Annotated in this window: 21 protein-coding genes; 10 read left to right on the top strand and 11 right to left on the bottom strand. The window is 59.3% G+C overall.

Annotated features, from left to right (window positions below; all coding sequences use genetic code 11):
- Positions 1–29: 29 nt before the first annotated feature.
- The 4 genes from rng (at position 30) to tldD (ending at position 7,735) form a co-directional block, all read left to right on the top strand.
- On the top strand, positions 30–1,487 hold the full coding sequence (gene rng, locus L8K08_RS05165; RefSeq protein ID WP_010213134.1) for a ribonuclease G: 1,458 nt from the start codon (positions 30–32) through the stop codon (positions 1,485–1,487).
- Positions 1,488–1,563: 76 nt separating this feature from the next.
- Positions 1,564–5,379 (top strand): YhdP family protein, encoded by a 3,816-nt coding sequence (locus L8K08_RS05160; protein ID WP_242194703.1) that lies wholly within the window; start codon positions 1,564–1,566, stop codon positions 5,377–5,379.
- Positions 5,380–5,427: 48 nt separating this feature from the next.
- The gene (locus L8K08_RS05155; protein ID WP_242194701.1) at positions 5,428–6,276 is read left to right on the top strand and encodes a carbon-nitrogen hydrolase family protein; all 849 of its coding nucleotides are present in this window, start codon (positions 5,428–5,430) and stop codon (positions 6,274–6,276) included.
- A gap of 16 nt (positions 6,277–6,292) precedes the next feature.
- A complete protein-coding gene (gene tldD / locus L8K08_RS05150; RefSeq protein ID WP_106578669.1) occupies positions 6,293–7,735 on the top strand; it encodes a metalloprotease TldD in 1,443 nt (480 codons plus the stop codon).
- Between the two features lie 45 nt (positions 7,736–7,780).
- Here the strand turns inward: tldD and yjgA are convergent, their stop codons facing one another.
- The gene (yjgA, locus tag L8K08_RS05145; RefSeq protein WP_083360139.1) at positions 7,781–8,302 is read right to left on the bottom strand and encodes a ribosome biogenesis factor YjgA; all 522 of its coding nucleotides are present in this window, start codon (positions 8,300–8,302) and stop codon (positions 7,781–7,783) included.
- A gap of 108 nt (positions 8,303–8,410) precedes the next feature.
- On the opposite strand from yjgA, the gene pmbA reads away from it, so the two are divergent.
- The 6 genes from pmbA (at position 8,411) to L8K08_RS05115 (ending at position 13,680) form a co-directional block, all read left to right on the top strand.
- Positions 8,411–9,757, top strand: a complete 1,347-nt coding sequence (gene pmbA / locus L8K08_RS05140) for a metalloprotease PmbA (protein ID WP_124416442.1) — start codon at positions 8,411–8,413, stop codon at positions 9,755–9,757.
- Positions 9,758–9,905: 148 nt separating this feature from the next.
- Complete coding sequence (locus L8K08_RS05135) at positions 9,906–10,301, top strand: FagA protein (protein WP_242194697.1); 396 nt, start codon at positions 9,906–9,908, stop codon at positions 10,299–10,301.
- Positions 10,294–11,670 carry a class II fumarate hydratase gene (locus L8K08_RS05130; protein WP_242194695.1) on the top strand — a complete coding sequence of 459 codons (1,377 nt, stop codon included), beginning with the start codon at positions 10,294–10,296 and terminating at the stop codon, positions 11,668–11,670. The genes L8K08_RS05135 and L8K08_RS05130 overlap by 8 nt, the downstream gene beginning before the upstream one ends.
- 27 nt (positions 11,671–11,697) lie before the next feature.
- Positions 11,698–12,141: a hypothetical protein gene (locus L8K08_RS05125; RefSeq protein WP_119736611.1), complete on the top strand. Its 444-nt coding sequence runs from the start codon at positions 11,698–11,700 to the stop codon at positions 12,139–12,141.
- A 1-nt stretch (position 12,142) separates the two neighbouring features.
- The gene (locus L8K08_RS05120; RefSeq protein ID WP_242194692.1) at positions 12,143–12,754 is read left to right on the top strand and encodes a superoxide dismutase; all 612 of its coding nucleotides are present in this window, start codon (positions 12,143–12,145) and stop codon (positions 12,752–12,754) included.
- Between the two features lie 32 nt (positions 12,755–12,786).
- Complete coding sequence (locus L8K08_RS05115; RefSeq protein ID WP_145165181.1) at positions 12,787–13,680, top strand: ZIP family metal transporter; 894 nt, start codon at positions 12,787–12,789, stop codon at positions 13,678–13,680.
- 102 nt (positions 13,681–13,782) lie between these two features.
- On the opposite strand, the gene L8K08_RS05110 is transcribed toward L8K08_RS05115, so the two are convergent.
- The 10 genes from L8K08_RS05110 to L8K08_RS05065 form a co-directional block, all read right to left on the bottom strand.
- Positions 13,783–14,055, bottom strand: a complete 273-nt coding sequence (locus L8K08_RS05110; RefSeq protein ID WP_049709983.1) for an HPr family phosphocarrier protein — start codon at positions 14,053–14,055, stop codon at positions 13,783–13,785.
- Positions 14,056–14,071: 16 nt separating this feature from the next.
- Positions 14,072–14,929, bottom strand: coding sequence for an RNase adapter RapZ (gene rapZ / locus L8K08_RS05105; protein ID WP_145165179.1), 858 nt, complete (start codon positions 14,927–14,929; stop codon positions 14,072–14,074).
- 2 nt (positions 14,930–14,931) lie between these two features.
- Positions 14,932–15,396: a PTS IIA-like nitrogen regulatory protein PtsN gene (gene ptsN, locus L8K08_RS05100; protein WP_242194690.1), complete on the bottom strand. Its 465-nt coding sequence runs from the start codon at positions 15,394–15,396 to the stop codon at positions 14,932–14,934.
- Between the two features lie 9 nt (positions 15,397–15,405).
- The gene (gene raiA / locus L8K08_RS05095; RefSeq protein ID WP_106578678.1) at positions 15,406–15,711 is read right to left on the bottom strand and encodes a ribosome-associated translation inhibitor RaiA; all 306 of its coding nucleotides are present in this window, start codon (positions 15,709–15,711) and stop codon (positions 15,406–15,408) included.
- A gap of 74 nt (positions 15,712–15,785) precedes the next feature.
- Positions 15,786–17,279 carry an RNA polymerase factor sigma-54 gene (locus L8K08_RS05090; protein ID WP_145165177.1) on the bottom strand — a complete coding sequence of 498 codons (1,494 nt, stop codon included), beginning with the start codon at positions 17,277–17,279 and terminating at the stop codon, positions 15,786–15,788.
- A 184-nt stretch (positions 17,280–17,463) separates the two neighbouring features.
- Positions 17,464–18,189: an LPS export ABC transporter ATP-binding protein gene (gene lptB, locus L8K08_RS05085; RefSeq protein ID WP_016974288.1), complete on the bottom strand. Its 726-nt coding sequence runs from the start codon at positions 18,187–18,189 to the stop codon at positions 17,464–17,466.
- On the bottom strand, positions 18,189–18,764 hold the full coding sequence (gene lptA, locus L8K08_RS05080; protein WP_145165175.1) for a lipopolysaccharide transport periplasmic protein LptA: 576 nt from the start codon (positions 18,762–18,764) through the stop codon (positions 18,189–18,191). Before lptA ends, lptB begins: the two co-directional genes overlap by 1 nt.
- A complete protein-coding gene (lptC, locus tag L8K08_RS05075) occupies positions 18,751–19,323 on the bottom strand; it encodes an LPS export ABC transporter periplasmic protein LptC (protein WP_242194688.1) in 573 nt (190 codons plus the stop codon). The genes lptA and lptC overlap by 14 nt, the downstream gene beginning before the upstream one ends.
- 8 nt (positions 19,324–19,331) lie before the next feature.
- On the bottom strand, positions 19,332–19,856 hold the full coding sequence (locus L8K08_RS05070; RefSeq protein ID WP_145165171.1) for an HAD family hydrolase: 525 nt from the start codon (positions 19,854–19,856) through the stop codon (positions 19,332–19,334).
- Positions 19,857–20,831 carry a KpsF/GutQ family sugar-phosphate isomerase gene (locus tag L8K08_RS05065; protein ID WP_106578683.1) on the bottom strand — a complete coding sequence of 325 codons (975 nt, stop codon included), beginning with the start codon at positions 20,829–20,831 and terminating at the stop codon, positions 19,857–19,859. It abuts the gene before it with no gap.
- Between the last annotated feature and the right edge of the window lie 107 nt (positions 20,832–20,938).

Genomic DNA, 20,938 nt, shown 5'->3' with positions numbered 1-20,938 from the left:
TTGTGAAAACGCCTGAACGAGACCCAGCCATGAGTGAAGAGATTCTGATCAATATCACGCCGATGGAATCGCGCGTGGCGGTGGTAGAGAACGGTGTTCTGCAAGAAGTGCACGTCGAGCGCACCCAGAAGCGCGGCATTGTCGGCAATATCTATAAAGGCAAAGTGGTGCGCGTGTTGCCGGGCATGCAGGCGGCATTCGTCGACATCGGCCTGGACCGCGCCGCGTTTATCCATGCATCGGAAATCTCCCTGCGCGAAGGCCCTGCGGTTGAAAGCATCAGCGCGCTGGTACACGAAGGGCAGAGCCTGGTGGTGCAAGTCACCAAGGACCCGATCGGTTCCAAGGGCGCGCGGCTGACCACTCAACTGTCGATTCCTTCGCGTTACCTCGTGTACATGCCGCGCACTGCGCATGTCGGTATTTCTTTGAAAATCGAAGACGAAGCCGAGCGTGAGCGCCTGAAAAAGGTGGTCAGCGACTGCGTGGCTGCCGAGGGCATCAAGGAAGCGGGTGGTTTTATCCTGCGCACGGCCGCAGAAGGCGCCGGCGCCGATGAAATCCTCATGGATATCAGGTACCTGCGGCGCTTGTGGGATCAGATCGGCGCACAGATCAAAACCATTGGCGCGCCGAGCGTGATCTATGAAGACCTTGGCCTCGCGCTGCGTACGTTGCGCGATTTGGTCAGCCCGAAAATCGAGAAAATTCGCATCGACTCGCGGGAAACCTTCCAGCGCACCACACAATTTGTCGCCGAATTGATGCCGGAAATAGCCGACCGCCTCGAGCATTACCCGGGCGAGCGGCCGATCTTCGATCTTTATGGCGTCGAAGACGAAATCCAGAAAGCCCTGGAGCGTAAAGTGCCGCTCAAATCCGGCGGCTATCTGGTCGTGGACCCGGCAGAGGCCATGACCACCATTGACGTCAACACCGGCGCGTTTGTCGGCCACCGCAATCTCGAAGAGACCATCTTCAAGACCAACCTCGAAGCCGCCACCGCGATTGCCCGCCAACTGCGCCTGCGCAACCTGGGCGGCATCATCATCATTGACTTCATCGACATGGAAGACGAAGAGCACCAGCGCCAGGTGCTGCGTACCCTCGAGAAGCAACTGGAGCGCGATCACGCCAAGACCAACATCATCGGCATCACCGAGCTGGGCCTGGTGCAGATGACCCGCAAGCGTACCCGCGAAAGCCTTGAGCAAGTGCTCTGCGAACCCTGCAGCAGCTGCCAGGGGCGCGGCAAGCTGAAGACCCCGGAAACGGTTTGCTACGAGATTTTCCGCGAAATCTTACGGGAGGCACGCGCCTATCAAGCCGAAGGTTATAGAGTGCTCGCCAACCAGAAAGTCGTCGATCGGTTACTGGATGAAGAGTCTGGTAACGTCGCTGAACTGGAGGGTTTTATCGGGCGCACGATTCGCTTCCAGGTCGAAACCATGTATTCCCAGGAACAATATGACGTGGTGCTGCTCTGATCCCCAATCGCTTAATTTCTTCGAGAACGGCAGACCTTGATCTGCCGTCCGTTCACTGCTTTGAGGGTCGCCTGACATGGAGCGTCTGATACGCTTTTTTGCCGCTTTGACCCGTTGGGGCCTGGGCTTGTGTGCCTTGCTGCTGGTGTTGGCTGCGGTGTACGTGAGCCTGGGTCGTGAATTGACCCCGCTGGTGGCTGAATACCGCGCCGAAATCGAAGCCAAGGCTCAGGCTGCGGTGGACATGCCCGTGCAAATCGGCAGCCTTGAAGGCCGCTGGAGCGGTTTCGCTCCCGTGTTGCTGGCCCACGACGTGATGGTCGGCGAGGGCAGCAGTGCCTTGCGCCTGGACCAGGTTGAGGTGGTGCCGGATATCTGGGCCAGCCTGATGGCCCGCGAAGTGCGTATAGCCCACCTGGAAGTCAGCGGGCTGCAGTTGAGCGTCAAGGAAGACAAGGACGGCCACTGGGCGCTCCAAGGCCTGCCGGTGCAAGATGACCAACCGTTGGACCCTGAGCAGGTGCTGACGCGCATGCAGATGGTCAAGCGCGTGTCCTTGCTCGATAGCCAGGTCACGCTGCAACCGTTCGGCCAGGCGCCGCTGACCCTGACTTACGTGGGCCTGAGCCTGCACACCGGCGCCAATCGCCAGCGCCTCGATGCGCGCCTGACCCTGCCGGATGGCCAGCCACTGGCTGTAAACCTGCGTACCCGTATTCGCGCCAGCGCTTGGAAAGACGGTGAAGTCCAGGCTTACCTGAGCCTGCCGCAAAGCGACTGGGCCAAATGGATACCCGCCAGGCTGACCCAGCAATGGAACGTCACGCAGTTCAAGGCCGGCGGCGAATTCTGGCTGACCTGGGCCAAAGGCACCGTGCAAAGCGCAGTGGCGCGTCTGAACTCACCCCAGCTCAAAGGCAGCTACGCCGACCGCAAGCCGGTCCATATCGAAAACCTTGCCCTTACGGCTTACCTGCAACGCAGTGAAAGCGGCCTCAACGTGCTGTTTGACTCGCTGGCGATGAACATTGGTGAAACGCGCTGGGAGTCGCGCCTGCAATTGCGGCAAAGCCTGGCTACCGACAAGGATCTGGAAGTCTGGAAACTGCAGGCCGACCGCCTTGACCTGACCCCGATCACGCCGCTGCTGAATGCCTTGGCGCCCCTGCCGGAAGGCTTTGCCAAAACCGTCGAACACCTCAAGGCCACTGGCATGCTACGCAACGTGCTGGTGGATTTCCGTCCTCAGGATACGAGCGATCAGAAGGTCAGTTTTGCCGCCAACCTCGAGCGCATCGGGTTTGATGCCTACTTCGGCGCACCGGCTGCGCGCAACGTATCCGGCAGTATCAGCGGCGACTTGGGGCACGGTGAGTTGCGCATGGACAGCAAGGACTTCTCCTTGCACCTGTACCCGATCTTTGCCAAACCGTGGCAGTACATCCAGGCCAATGCACGCCTGACCTGGAAGCTGGATAAAGAAGGTTTCACCCTGATCGCCCCCTACATCAAGGTGCTCGGCGAAGAAGGCAAGGTTGCGGCAGACTTCCTGATTCGTCTGCATTTCGACCATAGCCAGGAAGACTATATGGACCTGCGGGTCGGCATGGTCGATGGCGATGGCCGTTTTACACCCAAGTATTTGCCGGCGGTATTGAGCCCGTCGCTGGATGAGTGGTTGCGCACAGCGATTCTCAAAGGCGCGGTTGACCAAGGTTTCTTCCAGTACCAAGGTTCGCTGAACCATGACGCGCTGCCGGCTGCACGCAATATCAGCCTGTTCTTCAAGGTGCACGATGCCGAACTGGCGTTCCAGCCCGGCTGGCCGCATGTGAGCAAGGTCAATGGTGAAGTTTTTGTCGAGGAGAGCGGCGTGCGCATCCTGGCGAGCAAGGGTCAATTGCTCGACACCAAGGTCAAGGACGTTTACGTCAATATTCCTCACGCGCCAGCCGGTAAAGACAGTCATCTGCTGATCACCGGTGGATTCGCGGGTGGCCTGGGGGATGGCTTGAAGATCCTTCAGGAAGCGCCGATCGGCACCGGATCGACGTTTGCCGGCTGGAAAGGCGAGGGCGACCTGCAAGGCAAGCTGGACCTGGATATTCCGCTGGTCAAAGGCACCGAACCCAAGATCGTGGTGGATTTCCAGACCGACAAGTCCCGCCTGCAATTGGCCGAGCCGACTCTGGATTTGAGCCAGCTCAAGGGCGATTTCCGCTTCGACAGCACCAAGGGGCTGAGCGGCCAGAACATCTCCGCCCAGGCGTTTGATCGTCCGATCACCGCGCAGATCGTTGCCGATGGCAAACCGGGCACTATCAGCACGCGTATCACCGCCAAGGGGCAGGTCACGGTCAAGCGCCTGACGGACTGGTTGAAAATTAGCCAGCCGCTGCCGGTGTCCGGCGATATCCCCTACCAATTGCAAGTGACGCTGGACGGCGCCGACAGCCAACTGATGGTCAGTTCCAACATGAAAGGCGTAGCGGTCGATCTGCCCGCACCGTTTGGCATGCCCGCCAGCCAGGGGCGCGACAGCGTGTTCCGCATGACCTTGCAGGGGGCCGAGCGCCGCTACTGGTTCGATTATGGCGAGCTGGCGAGCTTCACCTTTGCGTCGCCTCCGGACAAATTCAATGAGGGTCGTGGGGAGTTGTTCCTGGGGGACGGTGATGCCGTGCTGCCGGCTGCCAAAGGCTTGCGCATTCGTGGCGTGCTGTCGGAGCTGGATATAGACCCGTGGAAAAAACTGGTCGACCGTTACGCCGGCAATGACCCAGGCGGCAATGCCAAGCAACTGCTCAGTGGTGCTGATTTCAAGGTGGGCAAGTTGAGCGGTTTTGGTACCCAGTTTGACCAGGTCAACCTGCAACTTGACCGCAAACCGGCCGCATGGGGGCTGCAGTTCGACAGTCAACAAGCCAAAGGTGCTGTGAACCTTCCTGATGCCAAGGGCGCGCCTATTGCAATCAACCTGCAGTACGTGAAGTTGCCGGCGGTGGATCCGAAGGCACAGGCCGACGAAAACGCGCCAGACCCGTTGGCGGATGTCGACCCCAAGGACATTCCAGCGCTGGATATCTCCATCAATCAACTGTTCCAGGGGCCGGACTTGGTGGGCGCCTGGTCACTGAAAGTACGGCCGACGGCCAAAGGACTGGCCTTCAACAATCTGGACCTTGGCCTCAAAGGCATGCAGCTCAACGGCGCTGGTGGTTGGGAAGGCGCGCCGGGTAACAGCAGCAGTTGGTACAAAGGACGCCTGGATGGCAAGAACATCGCCGATGTGCTCAAAGGCTGGGGGTTCGCGCCGACGGTAACCAGTGAAGACTTCCATCTGGATGTGGACGGGCGCTGGCCGGGCTCGCCGGCTTGGGTCGGTCCCAAGCGTTTCTCCGGTAGCCTGGATGCAGCGTTCCGCAAAGGCCAGTTCGTTGAGGTCGAAGGTGGCGCGCAGGCTCTGCGGGTATTTGGGCTGCTGAATTTCAACTCCATCGGGCGCCGTTTGCGTCTGGACTTCTCGGACTTGCTCGGCAAAGGCTTGAGCTATGACCGGGTCAAAGGCTTGCTCGCGGCCAGCAATGGCGTGTTCGTGACGCGTGAACCCATCACCATGACCGGGCCTTCCACCAACCTGGAGCTCAACGGCACGCTGGACCTGGTAGCCGACCGCGTCGACGCCAAGCTGCTGGTCACGTTGCCGGTGACCAATAACCTGCCGATCGCCGCTTTGATTGTCGGTGCACCGGCCATTGGTGGCGCGCTGTTTTTGATCGACAAGTTGATTGGCGATCGTGTTTCGCGTTTCGCCAGCGTGCAGTACAAGGTGCAAGGGCCATGGAAGGATCCAAAAATCACCTTCGACAAGCCATTTGAAAAACCAAACTGAGAGGCTGTGGAGTAGCATGGCCGCATGCCCTTTTCGGAGTGTCGGCCTATGTCCTTTGCGGTAATTCAAATGGTCAGCCAGAGCGATGTTCTGGCCAACCTTGCCCAGGCCAGGCGCTTGCTGGAGCAAGCGGCGGCGGGCGGCGCGAAGCTGGCGGTACTGCCGGAGAACTTCGCCGCCATGGGCCGCCGTGACGTAGCCGATCTCGGCCGCGCCGAAGCTTTGGGTGAAGGCCCGATCCTGCCGTGGTTGAAACAGACCGCTCGCGACCTCACCTTATGGATAGTGGCCGGTACTTTGCCGTTGCCGCCCAAGGACCAACCCAACGCCAAGTCCAACGCTTGCTCGCTGTTGATCGATGATCAGGGCGAAATCGTCGCCCGTTACGACAAGCTGCACTTGTTCGATGTGGATGTAGCTGATGCGCGGGGTCGTTATCGCGAATCTGACGACTATGCTTTCGGGAGCAATGTGGTGGTAGCGGACACGCCGGTGGGGCGATTGGGCCTGACGGTGTGCTACGACCTGCGGTTCCCCGAGCTGTACAGCGAATTGCGCGCGGCGGGGGCTGAATTGATTACCGCGCCCTCGGCCTTTACCGCGGTGACGGGCGCTGCACATTGGGACGTACTGATTCGGGCGCGAGCCATTGAAACCCAGTGCTACTTGCTGGCAGCTGCCCAAGGCGGCGTGCACCCAGGCCCACGGGAAACCTTTGGCCACGCAGCGATTGTCGACCCTTGGGGGCGCGTGCTGACACAACAGGATCAGGGCGAAGCGGTGTTGTTGGCCGAACGCGATAGCAATGAACAAGCGTCGATACGGGCGCGCATGCCGGTGGTCAACCATCGGCGCTTTTTCTCGCAGGGCGCGCAGCGGCCTGCTTCGGAACGATGAATTTAAGGCCAAACCTATGAGCGAGTTGTTGTCCTCAGTCAGTGAACACCTCCTGGCACCCGGTGGCGTGACCATCGAAAGCTTGCAAACCGTGCTCGGCGACCTGGCCGGGCCAGGCATCGACGCGGCGGACCTGTATTTCCAGGGGCAGATTTCCGAGTCATGGGCCCTCGAAGACGGCATCGTCAAGGAAGGCAGTTTCAACCTTGACCAGGGCGTGGGCGTGCGTGCGCAATCCGGTGAAAAGACCGGGTTTGCCTACAGTAATGCCATCACCCTTGAAGCGCTGGGTCTGGCGGCCCGCGCAGCGCGCTCGATTTCCCGCGCTGGCCAGAACGGCACGGTGCAGGCGTTCAGTACCCAGGATGTGGCGCAGTTGTACGCGCCGGATAACCCTCTGGAAGTGATCAGCCGTGCGGAAAAGGTCGACTTGCTCAAGCGTATCGACGCCGCCACCCGCGCCCTCGACCCACGCATACAGCAAGTGACCGTGAGCATGGCCGGTGTGTGGGAGCGCATTCTGGTGGCGTCCACCGACGGCGGGCTGGCGGCAGATGTACGGCCGTTGGTACGGTTTAATGTCAGCGTGATCGTTGAGCAGAATGGTCGCCGCGAGCGCGGTGGCCATGGCGGCGGCGGGCGTACCGACTACCGTTATTTCCTTTCTGATGACCGCGCCATGGGCTATGCCCGCGAGGCGCTGCGCCAGGCGCTGGTTAACCTGGAAGCCATCCCTGCACCCGCCGGTACCTTGCCGGTGGTGTTGGGTTCGGGCTGGTCTGGGGTTTTGCTGCACGAAGCGGTGGGCCACGGCCTGGAAGGCGACTTCAATCGCAAGGGCAGTTCGGCCTACAGCGGGCGCATGGGCGAGATGGTCGCGTCCAAGCTGTGCACCATTGTCGACGACGGCACCTTGGCGGGTCGCCGTGGTTCGTTGAGCGTTGATGACGAAGGCACGCCGACCGAGTGCACCACGCTGATTGAAAACGGTGTGCTCAAGGGCTACATGCAAGACAAACTCAATGCGCGCCTGATGGGCGTGGCGCGCACCGGTAACGGCCGTCGCGAGTCCTACGCGCACTTGCCGATGCCACGTATGACCAATACCTACATGCTCGGTGGCGAAAGCGATCCGGCGGAAATCATCGCCTCGGTCAAACGCGGGATCTACTGCGCCAACCTCGGCGGCGGCCAGGTGGATATCACCAGCGGCAAGTTTGTGTTCTCCACCAGCGAGGCGTACCTGATCGAAGACGGCAAGATTACCGCGCCGGTCAAAGGGGCGACGTTGATTGGTAACGGGCCGGAAGCCATGAGCAAGGTGTCGATGGTCGGTAACGACCTGTCGCTGGACAGCGGCGTGGGCACATGCGGCAAGGATGGGCAGTCGGTGCCGGTCGGCGTTGGCCAGCCAACCTTGAAGATTGATGCGATCACCGTGGGTGGCACGGGGTCGTAAGCGGTGGAGCTTCGGGTGGCGCAGAACGCCACCCGGGGAAGAGGATCAGCGCAGGCCGCGTTGAGTCTCGTCCAGCTCACGGATGTACTTGAAAATTTTTCGGCTGGTGGCCGGAGCCTTGTTTTGCGCCAGTTCGTGCTGGGCCTGACGGATCAGGGAGCGCAGTTGCTGGCGGTCCGCGTCCGGGTAGTCCACCACGAATTTCTCCAGTACAGCGTCATCGCCCGAAATCAGGCGGTCACGCCAACGTTCCAGGTTATGGAAACGTTCGTTGTACTGGCGAGTGGAGGCATCGAGTTGATCGAGCAACGTCAGAATGGCGTCAGTGTCCTGATCGCGCATCAATTTGCCGATAAACATGATGTGCCGTTTACGCGCGATATTCGCGGTGTGCTTGGGCGCATCCGCCAGGGCCCGGCGCATTTCGTCGGTCAGTGGCAGTTTTGCAACCAAATCCGGCTTGAGCGTTGTAAGGCGCTCGCCAAGGTCAACCAGAGCATGCAGCTCGCGTTTGACCTGGGTTTTGCTTTTCTCCCCATCGAGGGAGTCGTCGTAAGAATCAACCATGGTGGCAGTCCGCAAAGAAACGCCGCCATGATAACCAGTCGGGGGCCGCTTGTCCGGCCCGGTCGCTCGATGGCCTTAACCGAAAGCAGAATTTGAGTGGAGAAAACCATGAGTGCAGCCCAAAGCGTCGGTCCGCAAGCGTTACCGGCACTGCAGGAACAAGTCGAGCAGATCCTTGCCGAGGCCAAGCGTCAGGGTGCCAGTGCCTGTGAAGTGGCCGTATCGCTGGAGCAGGGGCTGTCGACGTCGGTGCGCCAGCGGGAAGTGGAAACTGTCGAATTCAATCGCGATCAGGGTTTTGGTATCACCTTGTACTCGGGGCAGCGCAAAGGCTCGGCGAGTACGTCGGCCAGCGGTCCGGAAGCGATTCGCGAAACTGTCGCTGCTGCGTTGGCGATTGCCAAGCACACGTCCGAAGACGAAAGCTCGGGCTTGGCCGACAAAGCGCTTATGGCCAAGGACTTGAAGGATTTCGACCTCTTTCACGCCTGGGACATCACGCCTGAGCAGGCTATCGAGCAGGCGCTGATCTGCGAAGCTGCGGCGTTTGATGCCGATCCCCGCATCAAGAATGCTGATGGCACCACCTTGAGCACCCATCAGGGTTGCCGTGTTTACGGCAACAGCCACGGTTTTATCGGCGGTTACGCTTCTACTCGCCATAGTTTGAGCTGCGTGATGATCGCCGAAGCCGATGGCCAGATGCAGCGTGATTATTGGTATGACGTAAGCCGTCAGGGTGAATTGCTGGCGAACCCGGTCAGTATTGGTCAGCGCGCTGCGCAGCGCGCGGCGAGCCGTTTGGGCGCGCGTCCGGTGCCGACGTGTGAAGTGCCGGTGCTGTTCTCGGCCGAACTTGCCGGCGGCCTGTTTGGCAGCTTCCTGGGGGCGATTTCCGGTGGGAATCTGTACCGCAAGTCCTCGTTCCTTGAGGGCGCAATCGGCCAGAAGTTGTTCCCTGAGTGGCTGACCATCGATGAGCGTCCTCATCTGATGCGTGCCATGGGCAGTTCCGCCTTCGACGGTGATGGCCTGGCGACCTATGCCAAGCCGTTCGTCGAGAAGGGCGAGCTGGTCTCGTACGTGTTGGGCACTTACGCCGGTCGCAAGCTGGGGCTGCCGAGCACGGCCAACTCCGGTGGCGTGCATAACCTGTTCGTGACCCATGGCGACGAAGACCAGGCTGCGCTGCTGCGTCGCATGGGCCGCGGCCTGCTGGTGACCGAATTGATGGGCAGTGGCCTGAATATGGTCACGGGTGACTATTCCCGCGGCGCCGCCGGTTTCTGGGTGGAAAACGGCGAGATTCAGTTCGCCGTCCAGGAAGTGACTATTGCCGGCAACATGCGCGACATGTTCAAGCAGATCGTTGCCGTCGGTAACGATCTGGAGCTGCGCAGCAATATTCGCACGGGGTCGGTGTTGATCGAGCGAATGACCGTCGCCGGCAGCTAAACACTCAACGTCTCAAAAAAAAGGCGCGCCATCCTACAGATGGCGCGCCTTTTTTTGTGCTCGCGCCATGGGTGGATTCGCGTGCCACCCTTGTTTTGATTCTCAATATCATTTAATAATAAATATCATTACCGAATGAGTGTGGATCATGAGTCCTGTCCTGCATGAGGATCCGTACCTGGAAAGCTGGCGCTGGATGAGTCGTCAGATTCGCTGCGGCCTCGATCCCAATGAACCTCGCCTGATCGAACATTACCTCAATGAGGGTCGATACCTGGCGTGCTGCACCGCGACCCATCCGTGGACGATCGCTGAAACATCATTCCGTTTGTTGATCGACACCGCCAGCGATGTCGCCTTGCCCTGGCATTGGCGATCCATATGCCTGGACCAGGCGTGGCGCCCGCTGCGCGACCTGGAAAAACTCTCTCACTGTGCCTGCCGCCTCAAGCGCTGGCAGACCTTTGCCTGGCAATTGGCGACCTGCGAATTGCTGCCCTCCATTTCCGTTTCTGACCTGGTGCAAGGATCTTCCGATGAGTAACACCCGTATCGAACGCGACAGCATGGGCGAACTGCAAGTGCCTGCCGGGGCCCTGTATGGCGCGCAAACCCAGCGCGCGGTGAACAACTTCCCAATCAGCAACCAGCGTATGCCGGCGCAATTCATTCGCGCGCTGATTTTGGCCAAGGCCGCCGCCGCCAAGGTCAACGTCGACCTCAAGCAGATCAGCGAAGCGCAAGGCAAAGCCATTGTCGACGCCGCTCAAGGTTTGCTGGAAGGTGATTACATGCCGCACTTTCCGGTGGATATCTTCCAGACCGGTTCCGGCACCAGCTCCAACATGAACGCCAACGAAGTGATTGCGACCCTCGCCAGCCGTTTGCTGGGCGAAGCGGTCAACCCCAACGACCACGTGAACTGCGGCCAAAGCAGCAACGACATTATCCCGACCACCATTCACGTCAGCGCCGCATTGGTGCTGCACGAGCAAACGCTGCCGGCCTTGCTGCACCTGGTGCAGGTGATCGAACACAAGGCCGAGGAGGTCCATCCGTTCATCAAAACCGGCCGCACCCACTTGATGGACGCCATGCCGGTGCGTATGAGCCAAGTGCTTAACGGCTGGGCGCAACAACTCAAAGCCAATATCGGTCACTTGCAGGACTTGCTGCCGAGCTTGCAAGCCCTGGCACAGGGCGGCACGGCGGTCGGCACCGGGATCAACGCACACCCGGAATTCGCCGCGCGTTTCAGCCAGCAACTGAGCACCCTGACCGGCGTGAAATTCACACCGGGCAAGAACCTGTTCGCGTTGATTGGCTCCCAGGACACCGCTGTGGCCGTCTCCGGCCAGCTGAAAGCCACCGCCGTCTCGCTGATGAAAATTGCCAACGATTTGCGCTGGATGAACTCCGGACCGCTCGCGGGCCTGGGTGAAATCGAACTGGAGGGCTTGCAGCCGGGCTCTTCGATCATGCCTGGCAAGGTCAATCCGGTGATCCCTGAAGCGACTGCCATGGTTGCTGCGCAAGTCATCGGCAATGACACCGTGATCACTGTTGCGGGTCAGTCCGGCAACTTTGAACTCAACGTGATGCTGCCGATCATTGCCCAAAACCTGCTCAGCAGCCTCGAACTGCTGGCTAATTCCAGCCGATTGCTGGCGGACAAGGCCATCGCCAGCTTCAAAGTCAACGAGGCCAAGCTCAAGGAAGCGCTGTCGCGCAACCCGATTCTGGTCACGGCCCTCAACCCGATCATTGGTTACCAAAAAGCCGCTGAAATTGCCAAGAAGGCCTACCAGCAAGGCCGTCCGGTAATTGATGTCGCCCTCGAGCACACCGACTTGTCACGTAGCCGACTCGAGATCCTGCTGGATCCGGAAAAGCTCACGGCCGGCGGCGTGTAATCACCGACTCTGCTTTGGAGGCTCACCATGGAGCACTGGAAACGCACGATCGAACGAGCCAATCGCTGTTTTATGCAGGGCGAATTGGTTGACGCTCGCGAGGCCTATTTGCAAGCCCTGGCCCTGGCTCAAGTGTTATTCGAGCGCTGGGCGGATGCCGACGAAGCAGTGGCGGCTTGCGTCATCTCCCATCACAACCTGGCGGACTTGCACCTGCGCCTGAACCAGCCTGAGGAAAGTGCGGAATACCTGTGCGCTATCCATCAACGCCTGTTGCAGACCATGCAGGACCCGCGCCTGAGCCCGCAATTGCGCGAGGCGGCGCTGCGCCAGAGCAGCAAGACCTACGTCGAACTGTTGAACTTCATCAGTGATCACGGCGAGTACCCGCGGACCCATCGCTTGCTGGGTGGCACTGCGGCGCAACCGCAAGCGTCGACCCGCAACAGTCCCTATTACGGAGCACATTGATATGTCCTACACCTTGCCTGCCTTGCCCTACGCCTATGATGCCCTGGAGCCGCATATCGATGCGCAGACCATGGAAATCCACTACACCAAGCATCACCAGACCTACATCAACAATCTGAATGCGGCGGTCGAGGGCACCGAGTTTGCGGGCTGGCCGGTTGAAAAGCTGGTCTCCAGCGTCCAACAACTGCCGGAAAAACTACGCGCAGCGGTGATTAACCAAGGTGGCGGTCACGCTAACCATTCGTTGTTCTGGGCGGTGATGTCTCCCAAAGGCGGTGGCAAACCTGAGGGCGCGCTAGGCACAGCGATCGAGACGCAACTGGGCGGTTTCGACAGTTTCAAGGACGCTTTCACCAAGGCGGCCTTGACCCGATTCGGCAGCGGCTGGGCCTGGTTGAGCGTCACGCCGCAAAAAACTCTGGTGGTCGAAAGCAGCGGCAACCAGGACAGCCCACTGATGAACGGCAACACGCCGATCCTCGGTCTGGACGTCTGGGAGCACGCTTACTACCTGCTCTACCAGAACCGCCGCCCGGAATACATCAACGCCTTCTACAGCGTCATCAACTGGCCGGAAGTCGCCGCACGCTACCAGGCCGCCGTGGCCTGATATTCATCCAATAACAAGATCTAAGGCCGACTATGGGCACTGAAACACTGGCGATCAGCAGCGGACGAATGTTTCGTTATGCGTTTGGTTCGCTGCTGCTATTGGCAGGTACTGCATTGCTGGTGGCCCACGGGCTGGCCTGGCTGGATCTTGAACCGCGGATCCTGCGCGCCTTGCAGGGTGGGGCGATCTGCGCGCTTGGGACGGCACTGGGCGCAGTCCCGGTGCTGGTGATTCGCCGGATGCCGGTAGCGCTCAGCGATACCCTGCTGGGATTTGGCGCCGGTGTGATGTTGGCGGCGACGGCCTTTTCGCTGATCGTGCCAGGTATTGCGGCCGCTGAAGGCCTTGGGCTATCGCCTTGGGGAGCCAGTGGTTTGATCAGCTTCGGCATCATGCTCGGTGCGTTCGGGTTGTACCTGGTTGACCGCAAGGTCTCCGGCGCCAGCCCGGAAATGCTGGTGGGCACGCCGGACAAGCCGGTGATTCCACCGCGCATTTGGTTGTTCGTGTTTGCCATCATTGCCCACAACATTCCGGAGGGCATGGCCGTAGGTGTCTCGGCGGGTGGCGGCATGCCGGATGCCGACAGCCTGGCCATGGGCATCGCCCTGCAGGATGTTCCGGAAGGTTTAGTGATTGCGCTGGTCTTGGCCGGGGCAGGGATGTCGCGGATCAAAGCGTTCCTGATCGGCGCTGCGTCAGGGTTGGTCGAACCGATATTTGCGGTGCTCTGTGCCTGGCTGGTGAGCCTGGCAGAAATTTTGTTACCGCTGGGGCTCGCATTAGCGGCTGGGGCGATGTTGCTGGTGGTGACGCACGAAGTGATTCCCGAATCGCGCCGCAATGGTCACGAAAAGCTTGCCAGCCTGGGGCTGTGCATCGGGTTCTGCTTGATGATGGTGATGGATACTGCTCTGGGATAAACCTCGGCCCATTATTACAAGCCCGGCTTGGCAACGGTGGCGTCCGCCCGGTGACGGCAAGGCTTGAGGGCGTCCCGCCAGCAAGCCGATGCCTGGACGTGGTTATTCGCCTTCGTCAAAGAAGTTATTGATCAGCTTTACCAGCGCGTCCATCGCTTCCTGTTCTTGCTCGCCTTCAGTCTTCAAGTGAATCTTGGTGCCCTTGCCGGCAGCCAGCATCATCATGGCCATGATGCTCTTGCCGTCGACCATGGATTCAGGAGTGCGCCCGGCCCGGATCTGGCAAGGGAACTGCCCGGCCACACCGACGAATTTGGCGGAAGCGCGAGCGTGCAGGCCCAGCTTGTTGATGATTTCAATTTCCAGAGCGGGCATCGAACAGGTGTTCCTTTCAGCTAAGGTCGCGGTGGCGAACCTGGACGTTCTTGAGGGTTTGTTGCAGCACCTGGCCAAGGCGTTCAGTCAGGTAGACAGAACGGTGATGGCCGCCGGTGCAGCCGATGGCGATGGTGACATAGGCACGATTACTCGCGGCAAAACGTGGCAACCATTTGAGCAGGTAGCTGGAAATGTCCTGGAACATCTCTTCAACATCCGGTTGCGCAGCCAGGTACTCGGCCACCGGCTGATCCAGCCCCGACTGATCACGCAGCTCCGGCTTCCAGTAAGGGTTGGGCAGGCAGCGAACATCGAACACCAGGTCGGCATCGACCGGCATGCCTCGTTTAAAGCCAAACGACTCGACGAGAAATGCCGTGCCAGGCTCTGGTTGATTCAGCAGGCGTAGTTTGATGGCGTCGCGCAGCTGATACAAGTTCAAGCCGGTGGTGTTGATCTTGAGATCGGCGAGGTCGATGATCGGCCCCAGCAGCGTGGTCTCGTCCTCAATGGCCTCGGCCAGCGAGCGGTGAGGGCTGCTCAGAGGGTGACGTCGACGGGTTTCAGAGAAGCGCTTGAGCAGCGTCTCTTCGTCGGCATCCAGGTACAGCACGTCGCAATGGATGTGCTTGGCCCGCACTTCTTCGAGCAATTCAGGAAATCGCGAGAGGTGGCTGGGGAGATTACGTGCATCAATTGAAACGGCAACCAGCGGCTGCGCCAACTCAGTGTGAATCAGCGCACGCTCGGCCAGCTCCGGCAGCAGGCCGGCGGGCAGGTTGTCGATGCAATAGAAGCCATTGTCTTCAAGGACATTGAGTGCGGTGCTTTTACCCGAGCCGGAACGGCCGCTGACGATGATCAAACGCATGATTACTGCCTGTTTTGTTCATCCAGGACAACCTGATAGAGCGCCTCGTTGCTGCTGGCACTGCGCAGTTTGTCGCGTATTTCCTTGCGGTCGAGCATGCTGGCGATCTGCCGGAGCAGTTCCAGGTGTGCATCGGTAGCGGCTTGCGGGACCAACAGAACGAACAGCAGGTCGACCGGGGCGCCGTCGATGGCATCAAAATCGATTTTTTCTTGCAGATGTAAAAGTGCACTTACGGGAGAAGTACAGCCTTCAAGGCGGCAGTGAGGAATGGCGATGCCGTTACCAAAACCGGTCGAACCCAGCTTTTCACGGTCAATCAGGGCCTTGAACACAACTTGCTCATCCAGCTCAGGCACTTCACGGCTGATCAGGTTGGCGATGTGTTCGAGGGCTTTCTTCTTGCTGCCGCCCGGCGCGTTCACGAGTGAACGGCCGGGGGTCAGGATGGTTTCAAGTTGGATCATGGGGGAGAGTTAACGACCTGTACCTTGCATCAGGTGCAGATACTTTTCCTTATGCTTTATGAGTTGGCGGTCCAGCTTGTCGTAGAGCGAGTCAATCGCTGCGTACATGTCTTCATGCTCCGCATTGGCGACGAGCTTCGCATTCGGTACGTGCAGGGTGGCCTCGATTTTTTGCTTGAGCTTGTCGACCTCCATGATGACCTGCACGTTGGTGATCTTGTCAAAATGCCCCGCAAGCTTGTTCAGCTTGCTCTCGGTGTACTCACGCAGGGGCTTGGTAACTTCCAGTTGGTGTCCACTGATGTTGACTTGCATACAGCTTCTCCTTCGTTGCCAGTGCATAAAGCGGCAGGCAAAACGCCTGCCACTGGAACGCTATGGCCCGCCCGTCACATCAAACGCTTACGCTCGCTGGAAGGCGCGATCCCGAGGGACTCGCGGTACTTGGCGACGGTTCGACGGGCGACCTGAATGCCTTGTGCCTCCAGTAAACCAGCGATCTTGCTGTCACTCAACGGCTTTTTCTGATTTTCCGCAGCAACCAGTTTTTTGATGATCGCGCGGATCGCCGTGGACGAGCATTCGCCGCCTTCAGAGGTGCTGACATGGCTGGAGAAAAAGTATTTCAACTCATAAATACCCCGTGGGGTATGCATGAACTTCTGCGTGGTCACCCTGGAGATCGTTGATTCGTGCATGCCCACCGCCTCGGCGATGTCATGCAGCACCAACGGTTTCATTGCCTCGTCGCCATATTCCAGGAAGCCGCGCTGGTGCTCGACGATCTGGGTGGCCACTTTCATCAGGGTTTCATTGCGGCTTTGCAGGCTCTTGATGAACCAGCGCGCTTCCTGCAACTGGTTGCGCATGAAGGTGTTGTCGGCACTGGTGTCGGCGCGGCGCACAAAGCCTGCGTATTGCGGGTTGACGCGCAAGCGTGGCACCGATTCCTGGTTAAGCTCCACCAGCCAGCGCTCGTTGTCCTTGCGCACGATCACGTCGGGAACGACGTATTCGGCTTCGCTGGACTCGATTTGCGAGCCGGGGCGCGGATTGAGGCTCTGTACCAGCTCGATGACCTGGCGCAGGTCGTCTTCCTTGAGCTTCATGCGGCGCATCAGTTGGCTGTAGTCGCGGCTGCCCAGCAGGTCGATGTAGTCGGTGACCAGGCGCTGGGCCTCGGCGAGCCAAAGCGTCTTGGCGGGCAGTTGACGCAATTGCAGCAACAGGCACTCGCTGAGGGTGCGAGCGCCTATGCCGGCGGGCTCAAACTGCTGGATGCGGTGAAGGACGGCTTCGATTTCGTCCAGCTCGATGTCCAGCTCCGGGTCGAAGGCCTCGAGGATTTCATCAAGGGTTTCGTCCAGGTAGCCCTGGTTATTGATGCAGTCGATCAGAGTGACAGCGATCAGGCGATCGGTGTCGGACATCGGCGCGAGGTTAAGTTGCCACAACAAATGGCTTTGCAGGCTTTCGCCAGCGGACGTGCGGGTGGTGAAATCCCATTCGTCATCGTCATTGCTGGGCAGGCTGCTGGCGCTGGTCTGGTAAACGTCTTCCCACGCGGTATCCACGGGAAGGTCGTTGGGGATGCGTTCGTTCCATTCTCCTTCCTCAAGGTTATCCACCGTTGGGGCGGTTTCCTGATAGGAGGGTTCCTGCACGTCGGAGTTGGGTTTTTGCTCGATGTTGTCGGCCAGCGGGTCTGCATTATCGAAGTCGTCGCCTTCTTCCTGGCGTTCGAGCATCGGATTGGACTCCAGGGCCTCCTGGATTTCCTGTTGCAGGTCCAGGGTCGACAATTGGAGCAGGCGGATGGCCTGTTGCAGCTGAGGTGTCATCGTCAGCTGCTGGCCCATTCTCAGGACTAGCGATGGTTTCATGGCAGGGGCTTAACACCTTATTCGCCGGCGCAATGCGCCATCCACGACAGGGCGCGTGAGCGCCAAACATAAGCAAATTATATGCCTGATGTCGGGGGCTTTGCCTAGAGCGCGGTAACAATAAAAAAAAGAGGTTTTTATTGACTCCCGCGCGCCTTGGCGAATAGCCGTGACACCACGGTGCTTACAGGCGGAACTCGTGGCCCAGATACACTTCCTTGACCAGTTCGTTAGCCAGGATTGTGGCTGAATCGCCTTCGGCGATCAGCTGGCCATCGTTGACGATATAAGCCGTTTCACAGATATCGAGGGTTTCACGGACGTTGTGGTCAGTGATCAACACGCCGATGCCCTTGGCTTTGAGGTGGTGGATGATCTGTTTGATGTCGCCGACCGAGATCGGGTCAACGCCGGCAAACGGTTCGTCCAGCAGGATGAACTTCGGTGCGGTTGCCAGTGCACGTGCGATTTCCACGCGACGGCGCTCACCACCGGACAGGCTCATGCCGAGGTTGTCGCGAATGTGGTTGATGTGGAATTCCTGAAGCAGGCTTTCCAGCTCCTTGCGGCGGCCGTCACGGTCGAGTTCCTTGCGGGTCTCGAGGATCGCCATGATGTTGTCCGACACCGACAGTTTGCGAAAGATCGACGCCTCCTGTGGGAGATAGCCGATACCTGCGCGTGCGCGGCCGTGCATCGGCTGGTGGCTCACGTCGAGGTCGTCGATCAATACACGGCCCTGATCCGCCTGGACCAGCCCGACGATCATATAGAAACACGTGGTTTTGCCGGCACCGTTAGGGCCGAGCAGGCCGACGATCTGGCCGCTGTCGATCGACAGGCTGACGTCGCGCACGACCTGACGGCTTTTGTAAGCCTTGGCCAGATGCTGGGCTTTGAGGGTTGCCATTAGTTCGCCTTCTTCGCAGCGGGTTTAGGCGCAGGCTGAGCGGCAGCGTCTTTCTGCTTGGGCTGGATAACCATGTCGATACGCGGCTTCGGCGTGCCGATCTTCGCGCCAGTGGCGCGACCCGCCTGAGCGATCTGCTTCACGGTGTCATAGGTGATTTTCTCACCGTCCGTGGTGTTGCCATCGCTGCTCACAACCCTGGCCTGATCGATCAGGATGATACGGTTTTGCTGGGCGTGATACTGGATGGTCTTGCCGTAGCCCTTCATCGGAGCAGGGTCTGCAGCAGCCTGCTTCTGTTCGAAATAGGCCAGGTTACCCACCGAAGTCACCACGTCGATGTCACCCGCAGGCGTACGCGTGAGCGTCACCGTGTTGCCGGTAATTTTCATCGAACCTTGGGTGATGATCACGGCACCGGTATAGGTTGCAACGCCTTGCTTGTCATCCAGCTGCGCATCGTCAGCCTGAATGTGGATCGGTTGCTGGCTATCGTTCGGCAGAGCCCAGGCGCTCACGCTTCCCAGTGCTGCGCCCAGACCGAGCAAAATAGGGAGGGTTTTAACGAGCCTCATACTGTCCTCTTACGTTCGATAGCAGGTGTATCCTGCTTTCTTTCAAATACGCTTTCATTCCCTTGCCAGTCGATACACCGCCAGCGCCGTCGATTCTAACGTCTTGCTCGGTCTGCGCATATTGCTGTTGTGGGAAAACGGTCATGCGACTGCTGGTAATAATAGTGTCGCGGTTCTTATCGTCAGTACGTGCAACACGTACCGAGTCGATCAGTTCTACTTGAGTGCCGTCCGGGTTGACCTCGCCATGCTTGCTGGTGACATGCCAAGGGAACTCAGTGCCGCGGTACAGGTTCATGTCCGGGTTGGTCAGCAACGTGACTTCGGACGACTTCAAGTGCTCGACTTTGTCCGAGTTCATCTCGTACTGAAGCTTGCCATCCGGCAGGAACTGCACGCTGTAGGCATTGATGGCGTAATAGTCGATAGCGCCTTCGTCAACCTGCGCGCCAGACCTGTCGAGAAAGCGTTCGGGGCTGATATTCCAGTAGCCTACCGCCAGAAACAGTGCGGCGATGACCCCGAACAGCAGGAAATTGCGAATCTTTTTGCTCAGCATAAAACGCTCTATAAGTAGGCGGCGTGTGCCGCTTCAAGGCTGCCCTGGGCACGCAGGATCAATTCGCAGAACTCGCGGGCGGCACCTTCGCCGCCACGGGCTGTGGTGATGCCATGGGCGTGCTCGCGAACAAAAGTCGCCGCGTTGGCGACGGCCATACCCAGGCCTACGCGGCGGATAACCGGGAGGTCAGGCAGGTCATCGCCCAAGTAGGCGACCTGCTCATAGCTTAGGTTGAGTTGGCCAAGAAGCTCGTCCAGAACCACCAGTTTATCCTCACGGCCCTGATACAGGTGAGGAATACCCAGGTTTTGTGCACGGCGTTCCACAACCGGTGTTTTTCGACCGCTGATAATCGCAGTTTGCACGCCCGCGGCCATCAACATTTTGATGCCTTGGCCATCGAGGGTGTTGAACGTCTTGAATTCACTGCCATCTTCGAGGAAGTACAGGCGGCCGTCGGTCAGCACGCCATCGACGTCGAAAATTGCCAGTTTGATGTTTTTACCGCGTTGCAGCAGGTCGCTGGTCATTTACATCACTCCCGCACGCAGCAAGTCGTGCATGTTCAGGGCGCCAACCGGGTGATCGTCGCCGTCGACGACTACCAGCGCAAGAATCTTGTGGTCTTCCATGATCTTCAACGCTTCGGCCGCGAGCATTTCCGGGCGTGCGGTCTTGCCGTGAGGGGTCATGACTTCATCGATCGTAGCCGTTTGAATGTCGAGATTGCGGTCCAGCGTGCGGCGCAGGTCACCGTCAGTGAAAACGCCGGCCAGACGCCCGTCGGACTCCAGAATGACAGTCATGCCCAGGCGCTTGAGGGTCATTTCCATCAGCGCGTCCTTTAAAAGGGTGCCGCGCTGGACGTGGGGCAGTTCATCCCCCGAATGCATGACATTTTCCACTTTCAGCAGCAGGCGACGGCCGAGAGCGCCGCCTGGATGCGAAAACGCGAAATCTTCAGCTGTAAAACCGCGAGCTTCCAAGAGCGCCACGGCCAAGGCATCGCCCATGACCAGTGCGGCGGTGGTCGAGGAAGTCGGCGCCAGGTTCAGCGGGCAGGCTTCGTGGGCTACGTGAACATTCAAGTTCACTTCCGCGGCCTTGGCCAGCGTCGAATCCGGGTTGCCGGTAATGCTGACCATCTTGATGCCCAGGCGCTTGATCAGCGGCAGCAGGGTCACGATTTCGTTGGTGGTGCCGGAGTTCGACAAGGCCAGGATGATGTCATCCTTGGTGATCATGCCCATGTCGCCGTGGCTGGCTTCGGCCGGGTGTACGAAAAAAGCCGTGGTTCCGGTGCTGGCCAACGTGGCGGCAATCTTGTTACCAACGTGGCCTGACTTGCCCATGCCAACCACGACAACGCGGCCTTTGCTGGCCAGAATCATCTCGCAGGCACGTACGAAATCCGCGTCGATATGGGCCAGCAAGCCCTCTACGGCTTCTAGCTCGAGGCGGATGGTGCGTTGTGCGGATTGAATAAGGTCGCTGGATTGGCTCATGTCTGAAATCGTATAGCCTGACGAAAAGTCGGCGATTATAGCGGTAATGATCAATTCCCTCACGCAAGTTCGTCAGGGTTTATTCTGCTAGTGCACGAGAATCATGC

The sequence above is a fragment of the Pseudomonas sp. TREG-RG-20F-10-E-6-01 genome (genome assembly GCF_022662455.1).
In the GTDB taxonomy this organism is placed as follows: Bacteria; Pseudomonadota; Gammaproteobacteria; order Pseudomonadales; family Pseudomonadaceae; genus Aquipseudomonas.
This window is presented reverse-complemented; position numbering and strand designations above follow the sequence as displayed.

Bases quoted from the DNA above. Each gene is read 5' to 3' on its own strand.
- rng (WP_010213134.1), top strand. From the start codon at position 30: ATGAGTGAAGAGATTCTGATCAATATCACGCCGATGGAATCGCGCGTG.
- L8K08_RS05160 (WP_242194703.1), top strand. From the start codon at position 1,564: ATGGAGCGTCTGATACGCTTTTTTGCCGCTTTGACCCGTTGGGGCCTG.
- L8K08_RS05155 (WP_242194701.1), top strand. From the start codon at position 5,428: ATGTCCTTTGCGGTAATTCAAATGGTCAGCCAGAGCGATGTTCTGGCC.
- tldD (WP_106578669.1), top strand. From the start codon at position 6,293: ATGAGCGAGTTGTTGTCCTCAGTCAGTGAACACCTCCTGGCACCCGGT.
- yjgA (WP_083360139.1), bottom strand. From the start codon at position 8,302: ATGGTTGATTCTTACGACGACTCCCTCGATGGGGAGAAAAGCAAAACC.
- pmbA (WP_124416442.1), top strand. From the start codon at position 8,411: ATGAGTGCAGCCCAAAGCGTCGGTCCGCAAGCGTTACCGGCACTGCAG.
- L8K08_RS05135 (WP_242194697.1), top strand. From the start codon at position 9,906: ATGAGTCCTGTCCTGCATGAGGATCCGTACCTGGAAAGCTGGCGCTGG.
- L8K08_RS05130 (WP_242194695.1), top strand. From the start codon at position 10,294: ATGAGTAACACCCGTATCGAACGCGACAGCATGGGCGAACTGCAAGTG.
- L8K08_RS05125 (WP_119736611.1), top strand. From the start codon at position 11,698: ATGGAGCACTGGAAACGCACGATCGAACGAGCCAATCGCTGTTTTATG.
- L8K08_RS05120 (WP_242194692.1), top strand. From the start codon at position 12,143: ATGTCCTACACCTTGCCTGCCTTGCCCTACGCCTATGATGCCCTGGAG.
- L8K08_RS05115 (WP_145165181.1), top strand. From the start codon at position 12,787: ATGGGCACTGAAACACTGGCGATCAGCAGCGGACGAATGTTTCGTTAT.
- L8K08_RS05110 (WP_049709983.1), bottom strand. From the start codon at position 14,055: ATGCCCGCTCTGGAAATTGAAATCATCAACAAGCTGGGCCTGCACGCT.
- rapZ (WP_145165179.1), bottom strand. From the start codon at position 14,929: ATGCGTTTGATCATCGTCAGCGGCCGTTCCGGCTCGGGTAAAAGCACC.
- ptsN (WP_242194690.1), bottom strand. From the start codon at position 15,396: ATGATCCAACTTGAAACCATCCTGACCCCCGGCCGTTCACTCGTGAAC.
- raiA (WP_106578678.1), bottom strand. From the start codon at position 15,711: ATGCAAGTCAACATCAGTGGACACCAACTGGAAGTTACCAAGCCCCTG.
- L8K08_RS05090 (WP_145165177.1), bottom strand. From the start codon at position 17,279: ATGAAACCATCGCTAGTCCTGAGAATGGGCCAGCAGCTGACGATGACA.
- lptB (WP_016974288.1), bottom strand. From the start codon at position 18,189: ATGGCAACCCTCAAAGCCCAGCATCTGGCCAAGGCTTACAAAAGCCGT.
- lptA (WP_145165175.1), bottom strand. From the start codon at position 18,764: ATGAGGCTCGTTAAAACCCTCCCTATTTTGCTCGGTCTGGGCGCAGCA.
- lptC (WP_242194688.1), bottom strand. From the start codon at position 19,323: ATGCTGAGCAAAAAGATTCGCAATTTCCTGCTGTTCGGGGTCATCGCC.
- L8K08_RS05070 (WP_145165171.1), bottom strand. From the start codon at position 19,856: ATGACCAGCGACCTGCTGCAACGCGGTAAAAACATCAAACTGGCAATT.
- L8K08_RS05065 (WP_106578683.1), bottom strand. From the start codon at position 20,831: ATGAGCCAATCCAGCGACCTTATTCAATCCGCACAACGCACCATCCGC.